This is a genomic window from Occultella aeris (genome assembly GCF_902703175.1).
GTDB classification, from domain to species: domain Bacteria; phylum Actinomycetota; class Actinomycetes; order Actinomycetales; family Beutenbergiaceae; genus Occultella; species Occultella aeris.
This window is the reverse complement of record NZ_CACRYJ010000034.1, coordinates 1-15,572: the sequence shown is the minus strand read 5'-3', so window position 1 is coordinate 15,572 and position 15,572 is coordinate 1. Positions and strand designations below refer to the sequence as shown.

Below are 15,572 nucleotides of genomic sequence, written 5' to 3'. Positions count from 1 at the left end.
TGTTCCATCTCAGGCCGTCCGCAGTGGCTCCCAACGGCCTTGACGGTCAAACTCAAATCCGTCCGGAGCTGGAACATCGAGCCCCACCGTCAGCCGCAGGTGAGGCGGGCCGTTCGCATCGCCGAGTCGGACCACTCGAACGGTTACGTCGCCCGCTCCCAGCAGTTCTTTGAATGCACTGGCGAGGACACGGGGAACCCGCGCCACGGGCGTCTCGCCGGCCAGCAGGAGGCATGCATCAGCATCAAACGCATTGCCCTCGTCGCGCCGGACGCTCAGCGGGTCACCTTCTGTCAACGAGTGCAACGCCCGCTCCTGCTCCTCAACGGAAACCCGCCGCGGGACGCCGTCGACCCGAAGCTCGTTGCGCGCGATCCAGCGGACAGCGTTCCCGAAGAAGGTTGCCTGGGCGCGTCCCTCTCGGACCCTGGGCAATTCCATGACCTGCAGCGTGTCACCCTCGCGGTGTCCACCAGAGCGGACGATCTGCTCCCACGGGGTTGCGAACTCCGGATCCAGTCCGAGGGAGCGCACATACTCGTCGTAGTCGGGCCGCGCACGAACGAGGATGCGCTGGCCAAGCACGAGCGGGAGTTCGCCGGAACGGTACTGCCGTTCGAGGTCAGGAAGCCCCGGAAGCGGGCGGAATCCCTCGATCTCGCCAGCGGCAACGGTATAAGCAAACTGGAACTCGTCGCGAACGTGCTCAAGACGCCCGATGGGACAAATTTCGCGACTCGTCGGGTGCTGCCACAGGACGAGCAGGTCGGTGACCTCATGTGCCGTACGGTCGACGGCTCGCGGGTCAGTCAACAGTGCCGAGGACATGGCGCAGCCTCTCTAGGTTCAACGTGAGCGATTCTATTGCAAAGGTACGCGCGAGGTCTGACATTGCAGCGACACGCCCCTCCCGGACGACGTCGAGCACGGACGAGAGATCGAGGTTATCAACCTGTCCACGCCACCAGGCGCGCGCCGCAGGACTGGCCAACGCCAGCGCCGTGCCTGCAGCTTCCACCAAGGTGGGTCGCCGTTGGCCCACCGTGTGCTCCAATCGATGCGCAGTCCCCTTCCGAACCCAGGACTCGACTCGCGACTCGTCGAGGAATCGTCTCCGGTCCTCGTCCTTCACATTAAAGCCGAGGCTGCCACCGTGGTCGAAGGACGGAGCAAGCATCGTCGGATCGGAACCGACTTGTGGCTCCAGGACCGCCCAGTTCTCGGTGTGCCGGTCGCGGTTGGCGACCAAGGCATCGAGAACGAAGTATCCAGCGAGCACGTCGAACCCGTTCGTCGCCTCACCCCGGAAGTCCGGTGGAACTGCCGTCTCGGAGAGGGCATGACAGAAATTCTTGAGGGTGTGTCCTGGCCGCCTGACGCCTGGTCGGCCAGGATCCACGCCAGGAGCCCCCTCCTTCTGTGGGACATACCCCGTAGCTCGGCCGTAGAGCCAGACGTTCGCCGGCCAGAAGGAGTATCCCCTCAACCGAAGATCCCGCGAGAGTGATCCGCGCATCCCGTGCCGCGTGCAGAGACTGACCAGAGCGCACGGCACTCCGAGCATCACAGCTACCTGAGTGGCGATCGCTTCTGCCCAGTCCTCACCCTGCTCGATCCCCGTATCCGGGACAGTCGTGTACTTGTGCAGCCACCCGTCACCCGTCTCCGGGTTCTCGAGCCAGCGCACCGACATCGACCCACCGGGCTCGATCTGCAACTCTCGCCAGTCGGAGACATCGATCTGCCGCCACCATGGCGCGGTTGCGACTCCCTTGCCGAGTTCAGGCACGTGCCGTCTCCTTGTCCGCGTTTCGGAGGGCTACGTCTCGCGCCGCAGCCGCGAGTTCGCTTCGAAAAAGTACTCGACTGGTTCCACCGTGACCAACTCGTTACTGTACTCCCGGCTGGCGCGCGCGAACGCGCACCCACGCCCAGGCCGATCAGTTCGGCAAGCAACAAGTCCCACGGTGGACGATACGGATCTCCGTCGAGAAGTCGGCGTCGGAGTTGGCGCGCCACAGTCCGGCAGGCAATGGGCGAGTCCATGACCCGTCCTATCGTCACGATCTCGCCGTGCAGGCGTCGTCGGTTGAACCCAGTAGACGACTGAAGTTCCGCGCTGAGGTGCCAGCATGCGCCCAGTTGAGCGGGACATGGTGCTCACGGCGCCGCTGAGCGCCGTAGTCGAGGAGCAGCGATGGGCTGAAGCGCGGCTGAACACCCGAACTGTGCATGAGTCCGTGTGTAGCGCAGCCGGATCTGCCCCAACCCACCGACCGCGCTACCCCCTCGATTGCGAGAAGTTGGCTTGCCCGAGTCCGGATGGAGCGCGTCGAGGCGTCGATATTGCGCCTTGCCCCGTTAGTGCCGCCTCGACCCGGGACAGTTGGCTGTCCTCGTCATCAGCCACCGGCGGTCCTGATCGACTGGACCTCACCGACCTCCATTTGGATGGAATTGTCGACCTCGACGGGGATGGTCCCGGTCTGCCCGCCGCCGGTCCACTGTGCTGTCCAAGCTGCGGTGCCGGTGATTGTGTGGGATCCGGTGTGCTGGTTCTGCCCGGCAGGGATGCCGCAGGTTGGCGAGGGCGAGGCACCGTAACTCGGCTCGTAAGCCGTGCCCGGTGCGGACGTGCCGGCGCAGGTCACCTCAGCGACTGTCGTACCAGTGCCGCTCATGGAGTACACGATCTGGTCCAGGGTCGCGGTCACCGTCACGGTGAGCCCTGCGTTGCTCGCCGAGGCAGTGCTGGGGCCGGTCGTGTTCGGCGCGGGGTTGGTCACCCAGAGCCAGATCGGCATCCCGACGATCGACTGGCTTGTGCCCGCCGGCGGTGTTGACCCGATCGAGCCCATCTGCAACTGCATCTGCGCGATCACCTGGCGGGCGAGCGTCTCCGGTGACGGCCCAGTGCCCGGGGCGCCTTGCCCCCAGACATACGACACGCCGCTTGGGCAGCCGGTGTCGGCGTCGCAGTCCGCCCGCACGGCGTCGTAGCCGGTGCACTGCAGGATGACCCCATCGGTGCGCCCGCCCCACGCGGGGTGCTCGGGTGCTGGCTGAGGATCTGCCAGCTTCACATAGCAGGATCCGTTCCATACACCGGCGCTCGTCTCACACTCGATCGTCAGGTGGGCACCGTACGTGCACTCCCATGTCTCGCCAGGACTAACCTCTCCATCGGGGTTGCCCTCGTCCTGGTCACCGTCGCCGGGGCCCTCCCACGGGCATTGGACGGTCACTCGGACGTTCCCTTGATCGTCGACGTACTCCACGGGCCAGCAGCCGGGCGGGATCTCGACGTCGGCCGCGGCGGGGCGCACACCCGGCACGATCATGGCCACAGCGGTCAGCAGTAACACGACCGGAGTCAAGTCGGCACGTCGCAATGTCAGCATTCCGCTGGCCCGTCTGCCTCAAGCTCCATGAACGACCATCCCAGATCGGTCTCCGGCTGGCCCATCACCAAAGCGGTAGCCGGGTAGGGGTGATCGACGGGGGTTCGGTCCGTACGAGGGCTGCCGTCCTCGTTGAAGGTGACCACGCTGCGGGAGTCCAGGCACATGGTGAAGGTCACCGTGTCGAAGCCGCTCTCCGTGGGATCCGCGGCCCAGTCGGTGGCCGTGATCGAGACCACTTCGGTTGCACCCTCGGTGTGGATGCCGGCGGCTTCGTCTTCCTGATACCCCGTTGAACGCACATCCCACAACTCAAGGTTGCCGGCGTAGAAGGGGAAAATGCGTTCCTGCCAGCCCTCGAACCCGTTGTGAGCGACGTCGGCCGCCACGACGTAGTAGTCGATGACGAAGGCTTCCGCCGCCGCGATCTGCTGGTCCTCGTAGCTAAGCGGCGGTTCGGTCGACGGTTCCGTGGGCGGTGTGGTCGTCTGGGTGGTTCCGGTGGTGGGTGTGGGCGTGGGGTTGACGTCGGCTGGGTCACACGCCCCGAGGCCCATCGTTGCCGTTACCGCGACCGTCACGGCCGCGATGACAGCCTTCGTGTCTCGTCGTGTGCGCATCCCTGGTTTCCCCTCCCGGTCAGCCGGCTACCCGGCGTGAGCGGTCTAGTTCGTCGAGCAGTTGATTGGTCTCGGGCTCGGGGTCGACTTCGAGGTCGGTGAGTTGGGTCGTGAGATCTTCGACGAGTTCCTCAACGCTGACATGGTCACCGAGTTGGATGTGGGCGCGAATCGCGTACCGCCAGGTCCGTTCCTCGTCCCGGGTGGCGCGAAGGCCGGCGCGGGCGGCCTCTGCCGCGAGTTTCGGCTTGCCTTCCAGGAGTGCCCGACGTGCGGTTTCGCAGGCGACGTCGGTAATGCTGGCGGTCATCTCGTAGGCGAACCGGTCGGCCCACAGGTACCGGTTGGCGCGAACCCGGCCCTGCCCCGCGCGGACCCGGCTGAACGGTGTGCCGCGAACGAGCGCCAGCGCCTTACGGAGGTCATCCAGCGGCACGGTCGTGGGATCGTCGCCGCGCAATTCGTTGAAGTTGTCCCAGTCGCTGCGCACTTGCGGCAGGACGTTGTAGGAGTTGCCGAGCGGGTCGGTGCCGGTCAGGCTCAGGTACGGTTCGCCGGCGTCGTTGGTGCCCAGGAGTCGCCTGGCGCGGGAGACCGCCGATTGCCGGGTCGATGCCTTCGCCTCCCTGTCCGGCCAGAGGTCGCGGGTGAGTTCCGCAGTCGTCGCGCCGGGGTTGAGCACCATGTAGGCGATCATCTCCACCGCCTGGCTCAGGTGGGTTGGCGTTCCAGAGAGCACACTTTCGTCGACCCCGGTGATGTCGACCCCGCCAAGCAGCCGGACCACTGGTGCACCTGCTTCGAACCGGACAGGGTCAACGACCGGGGCTAGGGTCGGTTGGACCTGCTCGGCGGGATCGGGCGCGGGCAGCTCGGCCAAGTCCGGCTCGGTCGCACGGCTGAGTGCCTGTGTCCATGCGGGGCCTGGGGTGTAGCGGTCGGCGCCAGCGAGGATGTTCAGGATCCCGGCGTACTCGGTCGTGGAGATCTGCTGTGGCCGCAGCCGCAGACCCGCCGGGCGCAGCATCGCCTCGGTCGGGCGGGCCGGGTCGAGTTCGATCGCCCACTCCCCGCTGTTGGCCTCTTGCGTGATGGCGGCGATACCCACGCGGGGCAGCGTGCCGACGAGGGTCTCCACCCGGGCGAGCACCTGCGGGTCTATGTCGGTCCCGGTGATGATGATCTCCGGGGACCACGGCGCCGGCCCAAAGTCCGAGTCCGGGGCGTGTTCTCGCAGGTGCTGTGCCCTGGCCTCCAGGGTGTCCAGAACCGCGGCAAGGTCCGGGACGTGGCGGATGCGGCTGGTGTCGATCGCCTCCACCAGTTCTGGGAGCACGCCGACGAGGGTGACCTGGATGTCGTCGGCCCACTCTGAGGTCGCGAGTTGCACGGCCAGGGCCGCGAGCGTGGCGTGGGCCGCCTCTGCTTCGCCTCGGATGTCGAGCTGCCCCAGGTGCTCGAGGTCGACGAGGAGGTGGGCGTCCTCTTCGTCCTGGCCGATGCTCACCAGGGCCGGCCAGGGCGCCGGGACGCCGCGGCCTTCAGATTGCGCGGTGACGTCGGCTAGGTCCGTGTCGCTGATCAGCCAGATCTGCCGGTCCGCCGATGAGCGCCATGGTGACGGTAGGTCGGTCGCTGTTTCGAGGTAGAGCTGGAGCTCGCTGCCGTCGCCGGCGAATCGAGCGGCGCGGATCTGGGGGCGCGGTAGTCCCTGCTCCTGGCACAGCATGGCCAGGTCCCGAAGGGCCAGGTTCACCGTCGCTCGTCCGTCGGGGCCTGCCACCGTGCGCAAGTCCTTCTCGACTGCCTCCTCGGGGCTGCCCGGCTCGGGCATGGCTACTCGGGTGCCGGTGGGGCGGGTGCGGTGTGTGCGGTGGCGCCGGTACACGATGGCCGTCACGATGCCGGCGGCCAGCAGTGCCCCTGCTCCGCCGGTCGTTCGTTGGACCACGCCGGCATCGTCCGCATGCTCGGTGGTGTCGGCCTCGTGATCACTGTCCGCACTGGTCACCGCACCCTCGGCTTCGCGGTGTTGCTGTTCTGCTGTCTGGTCGGGCGCGGTGTTCTCGTTTGGATCGGTGGACCCCGGCTGTGTGGTGGAGGCCTCCTGCGGGTAGGTCTCGGTCGCAGGCACTTCTTCGCCGGTGTGCCCCTCGCTCGTGATCTCGGCAGCGGCAGCGTTCTCGATTATCAACGCGGTTGGCTCGGTCGCTGCTGGGATGAGGAGGTGCCAGCCGACGTCGATGACGTCCGGGTCGACAAGGTGGGCGCCGCCTGGTTGAGGAAGGTCGCGGGACGCGTCGAAGATTTCGGGGTAGCGATTGCCGTCCCCGAGGTGCTCGGCCGCGATCTCGAAAAGGGTGTCGCCGGGCTGGACCATCACCTCCGTCGCGGCGTTCTGGACGGTCTCGGCACCTGGGAACTCGGTGCCGGGAATGCGCAGCTGCCAGCCGACCTTGAGCCAGTGGGCGTCGGTCAGGGCGTGCCCATCCGGTTGCGGCAGGCCGTAGTTCAGGTCGGCGATCTCGCGCCATCGCTGGCCATCGCCGAGTCGGCTCTGCGCGATGTCCCACAGGGTGTCTCCAGGCTCGACCATGTGGGTCTGCCAGCCGGGGCTCGGCGCGTCTGGTTCCTCCTCCTGGTCGGTACTGCCAGGATCTGGTGTGCTTGGCTGGTCGGCCGGCAGGTCCGCATAGATAATCACCTGCGAGGGCTCGTGGACGGTGGCGCTGGCTTGCGCCGCCGGCGCCAGGGCCGGGGCCGCCATGCCGCTGAGGAAGATGGCGCCGAGCAGTGCGGCCGCCAGGCGCCGTTGCGGGCGGAGGCCGCGTATCTGCCGTGTGGGCCGGTGGCCAAGGGCCGCCGGGACCTCCATCAGGACCCCCGCGAGGAACGTCGCCCACGCGATGGCACCGACGAGGGTGAGCAGGCCGGTGAGGAAGCCAGCGGTCAGCGGGTGTGCCAAAGTGGCGAGCACCTGCTCCCAACTCGGCACCCGGGTGGGGAGGGAGTCGCGTCCAAGCACCCAGAGCACGGCGGGGATCCCGACCAGCAGTGCCAGGAGTGCGACTGCCGCGCAGAGAGCGCGCACATTGCGAGTCATCATGGTCCTCCTGTCGCGAGTCTGACCTCGGCCGAGCCGGTGCCTTGCACGGTGGTGATGTTGATCAGGCTGAGGAAGGCGGTCGGTCTGGTGCACGTGGCGGTGACGAGGACACGATCGCCGTCCACCAAGACCACTCCGGTCATCCCGGCGGCGGCCAGGACCGCCTGCCCGGCGGCCTGCGCCTGCGCGGGATCCACGATGGCGCCACCACCCAGCAGCACCGTGCCCGCGTCGAGCTGCTGGGCCGCCACATGGGCTGCCTGCGCCGCCACGTCGCCAGCCTGCGCGACGGCGTTCAACTTCCGCCCGCCGTCGACCACGAGACCGACGATCAGCAGCAGCACGATCGAGAACATCACCGCGGCCGGGGTGATGCTCCCCCGCTCGGTGTCCACACCGGCGCCGGCCGCGTGCCTCATGATCGCTCCCGGTAGGTATCGATCGCCCGGCTGGCCGTGGCGGTGAGTGTGACGGTGCCTGGGGCGAAGGGCAGCAGCAAGTCCGCCAATGGCACCGCGCAGGTCACCACCACGTCCACCTGCGCTGGCGTGCCCGCGGGGCTGGCGAACCCGGCGGTGTCCACGTCGACGGTCAGCGGCGAGCAGGCCAGGTCCTGATCCGTGATGGATTCCGCGGCCGCGGTGTGAGCGTCGAGGGAGGCCTGCTGGCCGGTGCGGGCGATGCTCGCGATCCGGGCGGCGTCGTGTGCCACCTGGTCGATGGTGTTGCGTGCCAGACCGACGCGACCGACGCCAATGACGGTGCCTAGTAACAGCACGAACGCCACGGCGAGGATCGCCGACTCGACGGTCATCGAGCCGCGGTCACGCCCCAGGTGGGCGCGCCGGTTCATGGGGTCCACCTTTCGATGGCCGCGGTCGAGCTCTGGGTGATGGTCGGCAGCGGCATCCCGGGGACGATGGAGGGTGCCTGTCCGCTGACCGTGACTGTGACCGTTTCGGCTGCGCTGTCGATGGTGATGCTGACGTCGCCCAGCGCGCCAACCTGGTCCACGAATCCTTGCGCTGCGGTGGCGCCATCCGTGTTGGTGGCGTTCTCGGCGCTTGCGGCCGTGCTGCCCGCGGATGCGGCGTGCATGGCGACCTCGCGGGCGTGGAACCACAGGCCGGCTTGGATGGCCACGAAGATGAGCAGCAGGACGGCTGGCAGGACGATGACGGCCTCGAGGGTCATCGCGCCGCGGTCCCCCTCACGCCGTGGGTGAGGAGGTCGGACTGCCCGCCTGGTCATGCGTCGGTGCCCAGTCAGAAGATGCCTGCGGAGCGGTTGTTGACCACGGAGGTGATCAGCACCACCAGGCCCACTGCGATCGCGACCAGGCAGGCGGTGATGATGACCCATTCCACGGTGCTCGCCCCACGCTCGGCACGGGTTCGGACCTGATCCAGGCGCCGTCGAAGGGACTTGGTGATCCTGCGATACATATCGTGTTCCCCTTTTCCACTGGGTGCCGGTGCCACGGTGGCCCCGGCTTAAGGTGTTCGGGTTTGTCAGAGCATGTTGGCGGCGGCGGGATACAGGAGCATGAGTATGAACACCACGCCGGTCAGGGTCGCGGCGGCGGTCAATCGTTCGGATCGCTGGACGGCGCGGGCCTGCTCGGCGGCAAGTTGGGAATCGCGCAATGCTCGGGCTCGTTGGCGCAGCGAGTCGATCACCTGGCCGCCGCCGCCGGTCAGGCGCATGATGTCGGCGATGTCGCCAAGTTCTGGGACGTCCAGGCTGGTGCGTAGTTCGAGCACGGCATCCCAGGGCGCGGTCCCGGCCCAGGTGGACTGCTGCAGCGCTTGGGAGATCCGGCGGAACGTGGCGTTGCCAGAGATCTTGGCCGCGCGGACCATGGCCTCATTGGCCGCGTCCCCGGCGACGCGGGCGATCGCGACCAGTTCCAGGTAGGCCGTTGCCGCGGCGGCGAACTCATACCGTGACTTCGCCGCTTGCTCCCGTGCCGCGAGGTCGGGGTAGATCCAGGCTAGGCCCGCCAGGGCAAGCGAGACGATCCCCGGCAGCAGGAGACTCACCGGCACCCCGCCTGCGGTCAAGATCACTGTGATCACCGGGCCCATCAGGAAGGCGATGATGGCGCAGATCGCCTTCTCCCCGAGTAACTCGCTGCGGGGCTTGTCCAGGATGGCCAAATCGGTGTCGCTGACCAATACCAGGGCATGGGTACGGGTGCCGAGGCCTCGTGCCAGCCTGGTACCGACCCGCTGGGACATCGGCGCACCGTCGGGCAGGACCAGCACCGGAACCGGCTCACTGTCCAACCGCTCCAGGGCCTTGCCCAAGGCCGGCACACCCGGCACCAGAACCCGGACCAGCAGATACGCGCCGGCGCCGACGGCAGCGCCGGCGAGGATGACTCCCAGCAGCAGGCTCATGGGTGTGCGCTCCCGACGACGTGGGCCGGGTCGGTCAGGAACCGGGGACGTGGGGGCAGTCTGCTGAGCACCGTCATCCAGCGCAGCATCGCCGCGTAGGCGAGTCCGAAGACCACCAGCAGCAGCTGCCCGAGCAGATCACGGTAGGCATCGCCGAACGGCCCGGCCATGACCAGCGCGAACATCACCACCGAGATGCCCGCCACAATGCGCGCGACCGTGCGGGTGCCGGCCCGGTCGGCCTCGATCCGTCGCATCATGCGGTTCTCCTCGGCGACCGAGGTCGACAGATCCGCCAGCGCCCGGGACAGGCCACCGTGCTGAGTCTCCGCGCCCATGATCAGCACCCCGGCAACAAGGTCGCAGATCCGGTCGTCCGTCTCATCCGCCCACCGCCGCAACGAAGCGTCCAGCGGCTGCTGGGACTGCAGCCGCGCCACCAACCGCGTCACCTCCGGCCTGATCGCCGCCGGCGTCGAGGGCAACGACGTCCGGATCGCCACCTCGATACCGACCCCGCCGGTGAGCATCCCGGTCAGGGCCCGCACCCACGTCTCCACCGCCTCCTGCCGGGCAAGCACCCGCACCGACGTCGGCTGGCGGAACAGCGGCGGCCCGGTCACCCCAAGTGCGGCGCAGACGATCACCAGGACCGGCAACCCGGACACCGCGGCCAGGACCACGCCGACCACCGCACCCACCATGGCATCGCGGAACCGGGCACGGGAGCGCCACAGGCGTGAGGTCCACGGCACGCGCACCGCTTCCCGGGGCTCTTGATCGTGCCGGGGGCGCAGCCCCACGACCAGGAGCACCAGGCCGCCGGCGACCAGGAGCCCGAGCAGTGCGCCGACCATCTCGGTCATGGCATGCTCCCGCCGGTTGGCCACGCGCCGGGACCGGACAGGTCCCGCGTCTGGAAGCCGTGCGCGTTCAGCTCCGCTGTGAATGTCGGCGAGACCCCGGTGGGCACCGCCCGCCGGTCCGGTCCCGGCATGAACACCTCGTTCACCGCATACGGCGCCGTGGCCACATCATCGGGCGCAGTGACCTCGATGATCTGGCTGATGAACCGGTACCGCTGCCCTGTCACCGGATCGTAGGTGGCGTCCAGGAACACGATCAGGTCGATGTGCTGGTAGACCTGCCGGTAGGCGAAGATCTCGGTCACCGAGGCGTCCTCGACCGCGCACGTGACCAGCCGCTCCACCACGTCCCGAGCGGAGTTGGCGTGGATGGTCGAGAAGGACCCGTTACCCATCTGCATCGCCTTGAACATCGGGATCACCTCGCTCCCCCGCACCTCGCCCACCACAACCCGGTCAGCGTTGAACCGCAACGCACCGTAGACCACCTCGTTCAGGGTGTACTCCCCCGCGCTCCTACCATCGACGCCAACCTCCCCCGTACCCGGGCGGGCCACGAAGGAGGTGACCCGATGGTGGCGCTCGGGGACCTGGTGGATGCGCAGCTCGTCGATGTCCTCGGCGGTCACGATCGACTCCCACGGGTCCATCTGCCCGATCAGCGCCCGAAGCAGCGTCGTCTTGCCCGAACCCTGACCCCGGCCGGAGACCACGATGCTCTTGTGCGCCCGCACCGCCGCCGACAGGAAGTCGTAGATGACCTCGTCCAGCTCGCCGAGGTCGCGCAGCCCGGCAAGGTCGATGGCGGGCAGGCGGTCCTTACGGATCACCACCTTCGGCCGCGGGGTGATGAACGCAGACGCCTGCAGGCGCAGGTCCGGCGGCAGCGACAACGACAGCATCGGGTTCGCGCGGGTGAAGGAGCGCTCCCCACTCGCGCTGCGCCGGCTGGCCAGGAACGCCAGGTCCCGGATCAGCCGCTCATCGGACTCCGCCACCGGTGCCGCGCGTTCCCGGCGACCATCGGAGTGCAATACCAGGACCTGGTCGCAACCGGTGATCTCCACGTTCTCCACCGTGTCCGCCTCGACCAAGGGCTCCAGCCGGCCAAGGCCGAACAGGGCCGCCATTACGGCCTTGTTCAGGGCGTCGGCGTAGTCCGGATCCCAGCGTTGGTGGCCCTCGCGCATCAGCGCGCCCTGGTGCTCGCGAAGGTGGCTCGCCAACAGGCTCCGCCCGATCTCGCGCTGGGTATCCTCATCGCCGCGCAGGGCCGCCTCGTGCCCGGCCAACGCCGTGCTCACCTGCGCCCGCAGCGCCTCCACCTCCTGCCAGAACGACTCGCCGCCCCCGACACCCCGAGGCGTCGCCGCCGCGTCCAAGTGCCCGTTGCCCGCTCTGGCGTAGAGGCGGTGGCCGCCCGCGGCGCCCTCGACGCCCGGCCGCTCCGGCTCGGTCGATGTCGCCGGAATCGCAACCGGCTGGACGTTTGCGGGCGGCTTGAGCAGCGGGAGTTCGCTGAGCGACCTGCGCTCCTGCTGCGGTGGTGACGCGGTGCTCATTCGTCGCCTCCCGTGCGGGTGCCGACCAGGTGCGCCCGCCGCGTACCGACACGACTGCGGAGGGTGTCGGTGAGCGCGGTGAGCGAGCGGTTCAGTGCGGCACCGGCGAACTTTCGTCCCGGCCTCGCCCCGCAGCTGTAGACCTCCGCGCTGGAGGGGTCCCACGCGAGAGTCCCTGCCAGTGGCAGCCCGCACAACTGCGCGATCTCACCGGCATCGAAGGGACGGCCCGGGCCCACCACCACGATCGCCAGCGGGCTCATCTCCGCCGCGGCCGGCGCATACCGGGCCCGCAGGTGCTCCGCGAGCGTCTTCGTCGCGTGGATCTGCGGCAACCGTGACCCGGTCACCACCACGATCTGGTCCGAACGCGCCAGCAGCCCGTGCCGGTCCTCCTCACCAACACTGAAGCGCCCGAGATCGACGATGGCGTCCATCCCCCCCTCCTCCAGTGTCTGCAGAGTGCTGGCCAACTCACCCCAGAGGGATCGGACCGCAGCGGACTGGGTGGCGTGCGGGATCCCGGGCAGCAGGTACTGCACCGGGCTCTGCGCCACCGGCCCGGACGCACCCGATGTCGCACCAAACAGCCCACGGGGGGCGGGCTGGTCGTGCGAGGGCGGGGCGAGGGGCAGCGTCTGGTCCCATAGGTCGGTCATCTCCAGGCGGCGGGTATGGGCCTGCGCGACGGCAAGGGGCAGGACACCGTGGTCCTGGTGCAGCTCCCCACGCAGGTACCCGGCCAGGATCGCCGAGCCCGCCACGTCGGCCTCAACCAACAACGCCGGCGTGGGCCAGCGCAACGTGAGCCCAAGCGCGGTGGTCGTGCAACCCGGTGCACCCTTCGCGCTCAACACGGTGATCAGCGCCATCGTCTCAACCGACCGTGTCGATCACGAGCGCGATCCGGGTCGTGCCTGCCAGCGCAGCCAACTGCGGTGCGGACGAAGTCGGCAGCTCCACATTCACCAGCCAACCCGCGTCGGTGGCCTGGGCGTTGACCACCACCGCCTCGATCGTCTCCGGATCCCCGGCTGGCATCTCACCGCCGACCGGTGGGGTCGCCACGAACCGCACATGGTCCCCGGAGCCGATCGGCTGGCCCGGCATCTGCGTCCACGTCAGAGCCACACCGACCACCGAGTTCCCCGGCCCGGGCACCAGTTCCTCGGTGATCGAGTCCGGTGTCAGCACCGTGCCCGCCACCAGGTCGGCCGCGGCAACCGCGCCGACCACCTCATCCAGACTGGTCGAGGGCACCGTGCGAAGGTTCAGCACACCCACCGGGAGCACGGTGGTCGTCAGATCAGTCGCCGTCACCGCCTCGCCCCGTGCCACCGACTCCGCCACCACAAGGACCGTCTGGGTCTCGCCCGAACGGCTCAGCAGCCACGCCCCGGTCAGACCGCCAAGTGCGATCATCGCGACAGCCAAAGCGATCGTCGCCGGTCGCCGACGCCGCGGAAGTGGCTTCGGCAAGGGCCGGTGCGGCTGTCCTGGAATCTGGCCCGCCGTGGGGTGGCCATTGGACGCGGCAGCCACCGCGCCCCCCGTCGCGGTCGTGCCGCGCCCGGGCGGTGCCATCGGGCCGTCCTCGGTCCGGTCGGCATCTGTGGCTAAGGCGCTCCTACGAGGCCACATCCACCACGCCCCCGTCCGCTCCTGGCCACCACGTGCCCGTTCGGTAGCCGGCCGCACGCCTCATGGCGCCATCGGGGTCGACGACCTCGAGCAGCACCTGCAACGCGGCCCGTGCAGTCTTGCCCCGTACCTGCCCATCGGGGGTCACCATCCGCGCCCACTGCGCCGCACCGCCCGGCTGCGCAAGCATCGCCTCGCGCAGGCGGTCAGCGAGCTGCCGCCGCATCAACTGGGTTGTCGAGGAGCCTCGTCCACGACTTGGGGGTTCCTCGATCTCGGCGCCGACGTCGGCAAGCGCCTCGGCGCTGACCAGTGCGCTCCCACCAGGCCCTCGCCCGGCGCCCGGGGAGCGGAGCCACGAGTAGAACGTGCGCACCGCCACGCCATGAGCCCAGGCACCCAGGCACGGGTGCTCGGGTGCAGCCGCCCAGCGGGGAAGCGACTTCAGCAGGTCCAGCGCGAGTTGCGCCATGACATCGTCTGCCTCCCACCGGCGGCTGCCGAGTAGGTGCATGACGAACCCCCGTTGCTCATCACATGCCGCGACGAAATCGCCCTCTGTGATGCCGAACTCGGCGACGCCGCCGCGGCTCTTAACTCCGCACCCTCTCACGTCAGTCAAGACCACCACCACCCCTATTCTCTGATCCGTTCTCGATGTGGGTCCGGGCTGCGGCAACCACCTGGCCCATCCCGGCCGCGACCATTCCCAGCAGGAGGCCGCCCCAGCCGAGGAACAGCGCAAGGAGCGCCCAGCCCCAGGACACGCACAGCAGCGCGGCCAGGCAGACGGTCAGCCAGGCGACACCGGCCCGCTCCGCCAAGAGCAGACCGCCCAGTCCGAGGACGCCTAAGCCGGTGCCGGTCACAGCCCACCTGCGGGTGCGACCGAGCAGTTCCCGTTTGCGGCCCTCCAACTCCTCGGAGCTCGGCACCGGCCAGCGTTCAGAAGTCATGAGCTGGCCTCTAATCCGCCGGCCGGGTCGCCCCACGCGAGGAGTGGACCGATCGCCTTCTGCAGGTCCGCCCACGCGGAACTGGCTCGGTCGGCCTCAGTGAGTGCCCCCAGGATCCGGGCCAGTTGCTCCACGAGGCGCGCCGCCCCTGGCAACAACACCGCGACAGCCGCCTCGTGCTGGGCGTGATCGAGCCACTCGTCCGAATACACGACCTCGTCCAGGATCACGGCCAGCGTCCCGGCGAGGTCGATCAACGGTTGCTTCGACATCCGGGCCAGGTCACGTCCACCGGACGTCTGCACGCCGAGGTACTCGGCCACCGCAGCCACATCGGTACGTCCGGCCTCATCACGGGCCTCCTGCAGCACGCCGGTGAGCCCGGCAACGCCGGCCGCCCCCGAGATCGCGGTCAACTCCGCCAGATCAGCCGACACCGTGGCCTGCGCGACCCTCAGCTCAGAGGCGATCCGAACCTGGCTCAGTCCGAGATTACGGAGCCGCGCGACCTCCGCACGACGCACCAGCACATCACTCCTGGTCGGGCGCCTGCTCGGGTATTGCTTGCCATCCCGGCCAGCCACCCGGCTCCGGCCGGAAGCACCCCGGCGTGCGCCGGGCTCACCGTCGGGATCCGACCCCGTCTCGCCGGCATCGGCATCGGCATCGGCATCGGCATCGGCATCGGCGAGGACACGGCGCACCGTCGTCGAATGCAACCCAGTCAGCGAGCCGATTGCACGGGTGCTCATGCCTGCCGCCGACAACGGCGCCAGCACCTCCTCGCGGTCCTGACGCGGGACCCGTATCCGACACTGCCCGAGTTCACGCGTGCAGTACTCATCCCACGAGGCATACCCGAGAGCGATCCACACGCGCCCCTCCCACGCCCTGATCGCCAACTGCCACCCGCCCTCAAGCGCAACACGCAGCTGGTCCGTGAGCCGCCGCGCAGCCACCTGATCCAAGTCAGCATCGTGCGCAGCCACCGCCGTCATCGCCCCCCACCCCCGTCGAC

Annotated in this window: 17 protein-coding genes; all 17 read right to left on the bottom strand. The window is 68.8% G+C overall.

What is annotated here, in order from left to right; all coding sequences use genetic code 11:
- Nucleotides 1-9: 9 nt before the first annotated feature.
- The 17 genes from HALOF300_RS11920 to HALOF300_RS11840 all read right to left on the bottom strand — a co-directional run bounded on the left by HALOF300_RS11920 (nt 10) and on the right by HALOF300_RS11840 (nt 15,306).
- The gene (locus tag HALOF300_RS11920) at nt 10-828 is read right to left on the bottom strand and encodes a hypothetical protein (RefSeq protein ID WP_156741164.1); all 819 of its coding nucleotides are present in this window, start codon (nt 826-828) and stop codon (nt 10-12) included.
- Entirely contained in the window at nt 806-1,789 is a 984-nt protein-coding gene (locus HALOF300_RS11915; RefSeq protein ID WP_156741163.1) for a HipA domain-containing protein, read from the bottom strand. The genes HALOF300_RS11920 and HALOF300_RS11915 overlap by 23 nt, the downstream gene beginning before the upstream one ends.
- A gap of 613 nt (nt 1,790-2,402) precedes the next feature.
- Nucleotides 2,403-3,365, bottom strand: a complete 963-nt coding sequence (locus HALOF300_RS11910) for a hypothetical protein (RefSeq protein WP_156741162.1) — start codon at nt 3,363-3,365, stop codon at nt 2,403-2,405.
- A 29-nt stretch (nt 3,366-3,394) separates the two neighbouring features.
- On the bottom strand, nt 3,395-4,021 hold the full coding sequence (locus HALOF300_RS11905) for a hypothetical protein (RefSeq protein WP_156741161.1): 627 nt from the start codon (nt 4,019-4,021) through the stop codon (nt 3,395-3,397).
- Between the two features lie 19 nt (nt 4,022-4,040).
- Nucleotides 4,041-7,127 carry a LysM peptidoglycan-binding domain-containing protein gene (locus tag HALOF300_RS11900; protein ID WP_156741160.1) on the bottom strand — a complete coding sequence of 1,029 codons (3,087 nt, stop codon included), beginning with the start codon at nt 7,125-7,127 and terminating at the stop codon, nt 4,041-4,043.
- Nucleotides 7,124-7,546: a pilus assembly protein TadG-related protein gene (locus HALOF300_RS11895; protein WP_156741159.1), complete on the bottom strand. Its 423-nt coding sequence runs from the start codon at nt 7,544-7,546 to the stop codon at nt 7,124-7,126. Before HALOF300_RS11895 ends, HALOF300_RS11900 begins: the two co-directional genes overlap by 4 nt.
- Nucleotides 7,543-7,980 (bottom strand): TadE/TadG family type IV pilus assembly protein, encoded by a 438-nt coding sequence (locus HALOF300_RS11890; protein ID WP_156741158.1) that lies wholly within the window; start codon nt 7,978-7,980, stop codon nt 7,543-7,545. Before HALOF300_RS11890 ends, HALOF300_RS11895 begins: the two co-directional genes overlap by 4 nt.
- The gene (locus tag HALOF300_RS11885; RefSeq protein ID WP_197522503.1) at nt 7,977-8,321 is read right to left on the bottom strand and encodes a TadE family protein; all 345 of its coding nucleotides are present in this window, start codon (nt 8,319-8,321) and stop codon (nt 7,977-7,979) included. Before HALOF300_RS11885 ends, HALOF300_RS11890 begins: the two co-directional genes overlap by 4 nt.
- 71 nt (nt 8,322-8,392) lie before the next feature.
- Nucleotides 8,393-8,572 carry a hypothetical protein gene (locus HALOF300_RS11880; RefSeq protein ID WP_156741156.1) on the bottom strand — a complete coding sequence of 60 codons (180 nt, stop codon included), beginning with the start codon at nt 8,570-8,572 and terminating at the stop codon, nt 8,393-8,395.
- A 66-nt stretch (nt 8,573-8,638) separates the two neighbouring features.
- Complete coding sequence (locus HALOF300_RS11875; protein WP_156741155.1) at nt 8,639-9,529, bottom strand: hypothetical protein; 891 nt, start codon at nt 9,527-9,529, stop codon at nt 8,639-8,641.
- Nucleotides 9,526-10,395: a type II secretion system F family protein gene (locus HALOF300_RS11870; RefSeq protein WP_156741154.1), complete on the bottom strand. Its 870-nt coding sequence runs from the start codon at nt 10,393-10,395 to the stop codon at nt 9,526-9,528. The genes HALOF300_RS11875 and HALOF300_RS11870 overlap by 4 nt, the downstream gene beginning before the upstream one ends.
- Entirely contained in the window at nt 10,392-11,957 is a 1,566-nt protein-coding gene (locus tag HALOF300_RS11865) for a CpaF family protein (RefSeq protein ID WP_156741153.1), read from the bottom strand. The genes HALOF300_RS11870 and HALOF300_RS11865 overlap by 4 nt, the downstream gene beginning before the upstream one ends.
- Entirely contained in the window at nt 11,954-12,829 is an 876-nt protein-coding gene (locus tag HALOF300_RS11860) for a hypothetical protein (RefSeq protein WP_156741152.1), read from the bottom strand. The genes HALOF300_RS11865 and HALOF300_RS11860 overlap by 4 nt, the downstream gene beginning before the upstream one ends.
- A gap of 4 nt (nt 12,830-12,833) precedes the next feature.
- Nucleotides 12,834-13,379 carry an SAF domain-containing protein gene (locus tag HALOF300_RS11855; protein WP_197522502.1) on the bottom strand — a complete coding sequence of 182 codons (546 nt, stop codon included), beginning with the start codon at nt 13,377-13,379 and terminating at the stop codon, nt 12,834-12,836.
- Between the two features lie 205 nt (nt 13,380-13,584).
- A complete protein-coding gene (locus HALOF300_RS11850; RefSeq protein ID WP_197522501.1) occupies nt 13,585-14,220 on the bottom strand; it encodes an RNA polymerase sigma factor in 636 nt (211 codons plus the stop codon).
- On the bottom strand, nt 14,213-14,554 hold the full coding sequence (locus tag HALOF300_RS11845; protein ID WP_156741149.1) for a hypothetical protein: 342 nt from the start codon (nt 14,552-14,554) through the stop codon (nt 14,213-14,215). Before HALOF300_RS11845 ends, HALOF300_RS11850 begins: the two co-directional genes overlap by 8 nt.
- Nucleotides 14,551-15,306 carry a hypothetical protein gene (locus tag HALOF300_RS11840; protein WP_156741148.1) on the bottom strand — a complete coding sequence of 252 codons (756 nt, stop codon included), beginning with the start codon at nt 15,304-15,306 and terminating at the stop codon, nt 14,551-14,553. The genes HALOF300_RS11845 and HALOF300_RS11840 overlap by 4 nt, the downstream gene beginning before the upstream one ends.
- Nucleotides 15,307-15,572: the final 266 nt, after the last annotated feature.

What these genes read in the sequence shown, in the direction of transcription:
- HALOF300_RS11905 (WP_156741161.1), bottom strand. Translation starts at nt 4,021, where the DNA reads ATGCGCACACGACGAGACACGAAGGCTGTCATCGCGGCCGTGACGGTC.
- HALOF300_RS11840 (WP_156741148.1), bottom strand. Translation starts at nt 15,306, where the DNA reads ATGAGCACCCGTGCAATCGGCTCGCTGACTGGGTTGCATTCGACGACG.
- HALOF300_RS11885 (WP_197522503.1), bottom strand. Translation starts at nt 8,321, where the DNA reads ATGACCCTCGAGGCCGTCATCGTCCTGCCAGCCGTCCTGCTGCTCATC.
- HALOF300_RS11855 (WP_197522502.1), bottom strand. Translation starts at nt 13,379, where the DNA reads ATGATCGCACTTGGCGGTCTGACCGGGGCGTGGCTGCTGAGCCGTTCG.
- HALOF300_RS11865 (WP_156741153.1), bottom strand. Translation starts at nt 11,957, where the DNA reads ATGAGCACCGCGTCACCACCGCAGCAGGAGCGCAGGTCGCTCAGCGAA.
- HALOF300_RS11920 (WP_156741164.1), bottom strand. Translation starts at nt 828, where the DNA reads ATGTCCTCGGCACTGTTGACTGACCCGCGAGCCGTCGACCGTACGGCA.
- HALOF300_RS11890 (WP_156741158.1), bottom strand. Translation starts at nt 7,980, where the DNA reads ATGAACCGGCGCGCCCACCTGGGGCGTGACCGCGGCTCGATGACCGTC.
- HALOF300_RS11870 (WP_156741154.1), bottom strand. Translation starts at nt 10,395, where the DNA reads ATGACCGAGATGGTCGGCGCACTGCTCGGGCTCCTGGTCGCCGGCGGC.
- HALOF300_RS11895 (WP_156741159.1), bottom strand. Translation starts at nt 7,546, where the DNA reads ATGAGGCACGCGGCCGGCGCCGGTGTGGACACCGAGCGGGGGAGCATC.
- HALOF300_RS11860 (WP_156741152.1), bottom strand. Translation starts at nt 12,829, where the DNA reads ATGGCGCTGATCACCGTGTTGAGCGCGAAGGGTGCACCGGGTTGCACG.
- HALOF300_RS11875 (WP_156741155.1), bottom strand. Translation starts at nt 9,529, where the DNA reads ATGAGCCTGCTGCTGGGAGTCATCCTCGCCGGCGCTGCCGTCGGCGCC.
- HALOF300_RS11900 (WP_156741160.1), bottom strand. Translation starts at nt 7,127, where the DNA reads ATGATGACTCGCAATGTGCGCGCTCTCTGCGCGGCAGTCGCACTCCTG.
- HALOF300_RS11845 (WP_156741149.1), bottom strand. Translation starts at nt 14,554, where the DNA reads ATGACTTCTGAACGCTGGCCGGTGCCGAGCTCCGAGGAGTTGGAGGGC.
- HALOF300_RS11880 (WP_156741156.1), bottom strand. Translation starts at nt 8,572, where the DNA reads ATGTATCGCAGGATCACCAAGTCCCTTCGACGGCGCCTGGATCAGGTC.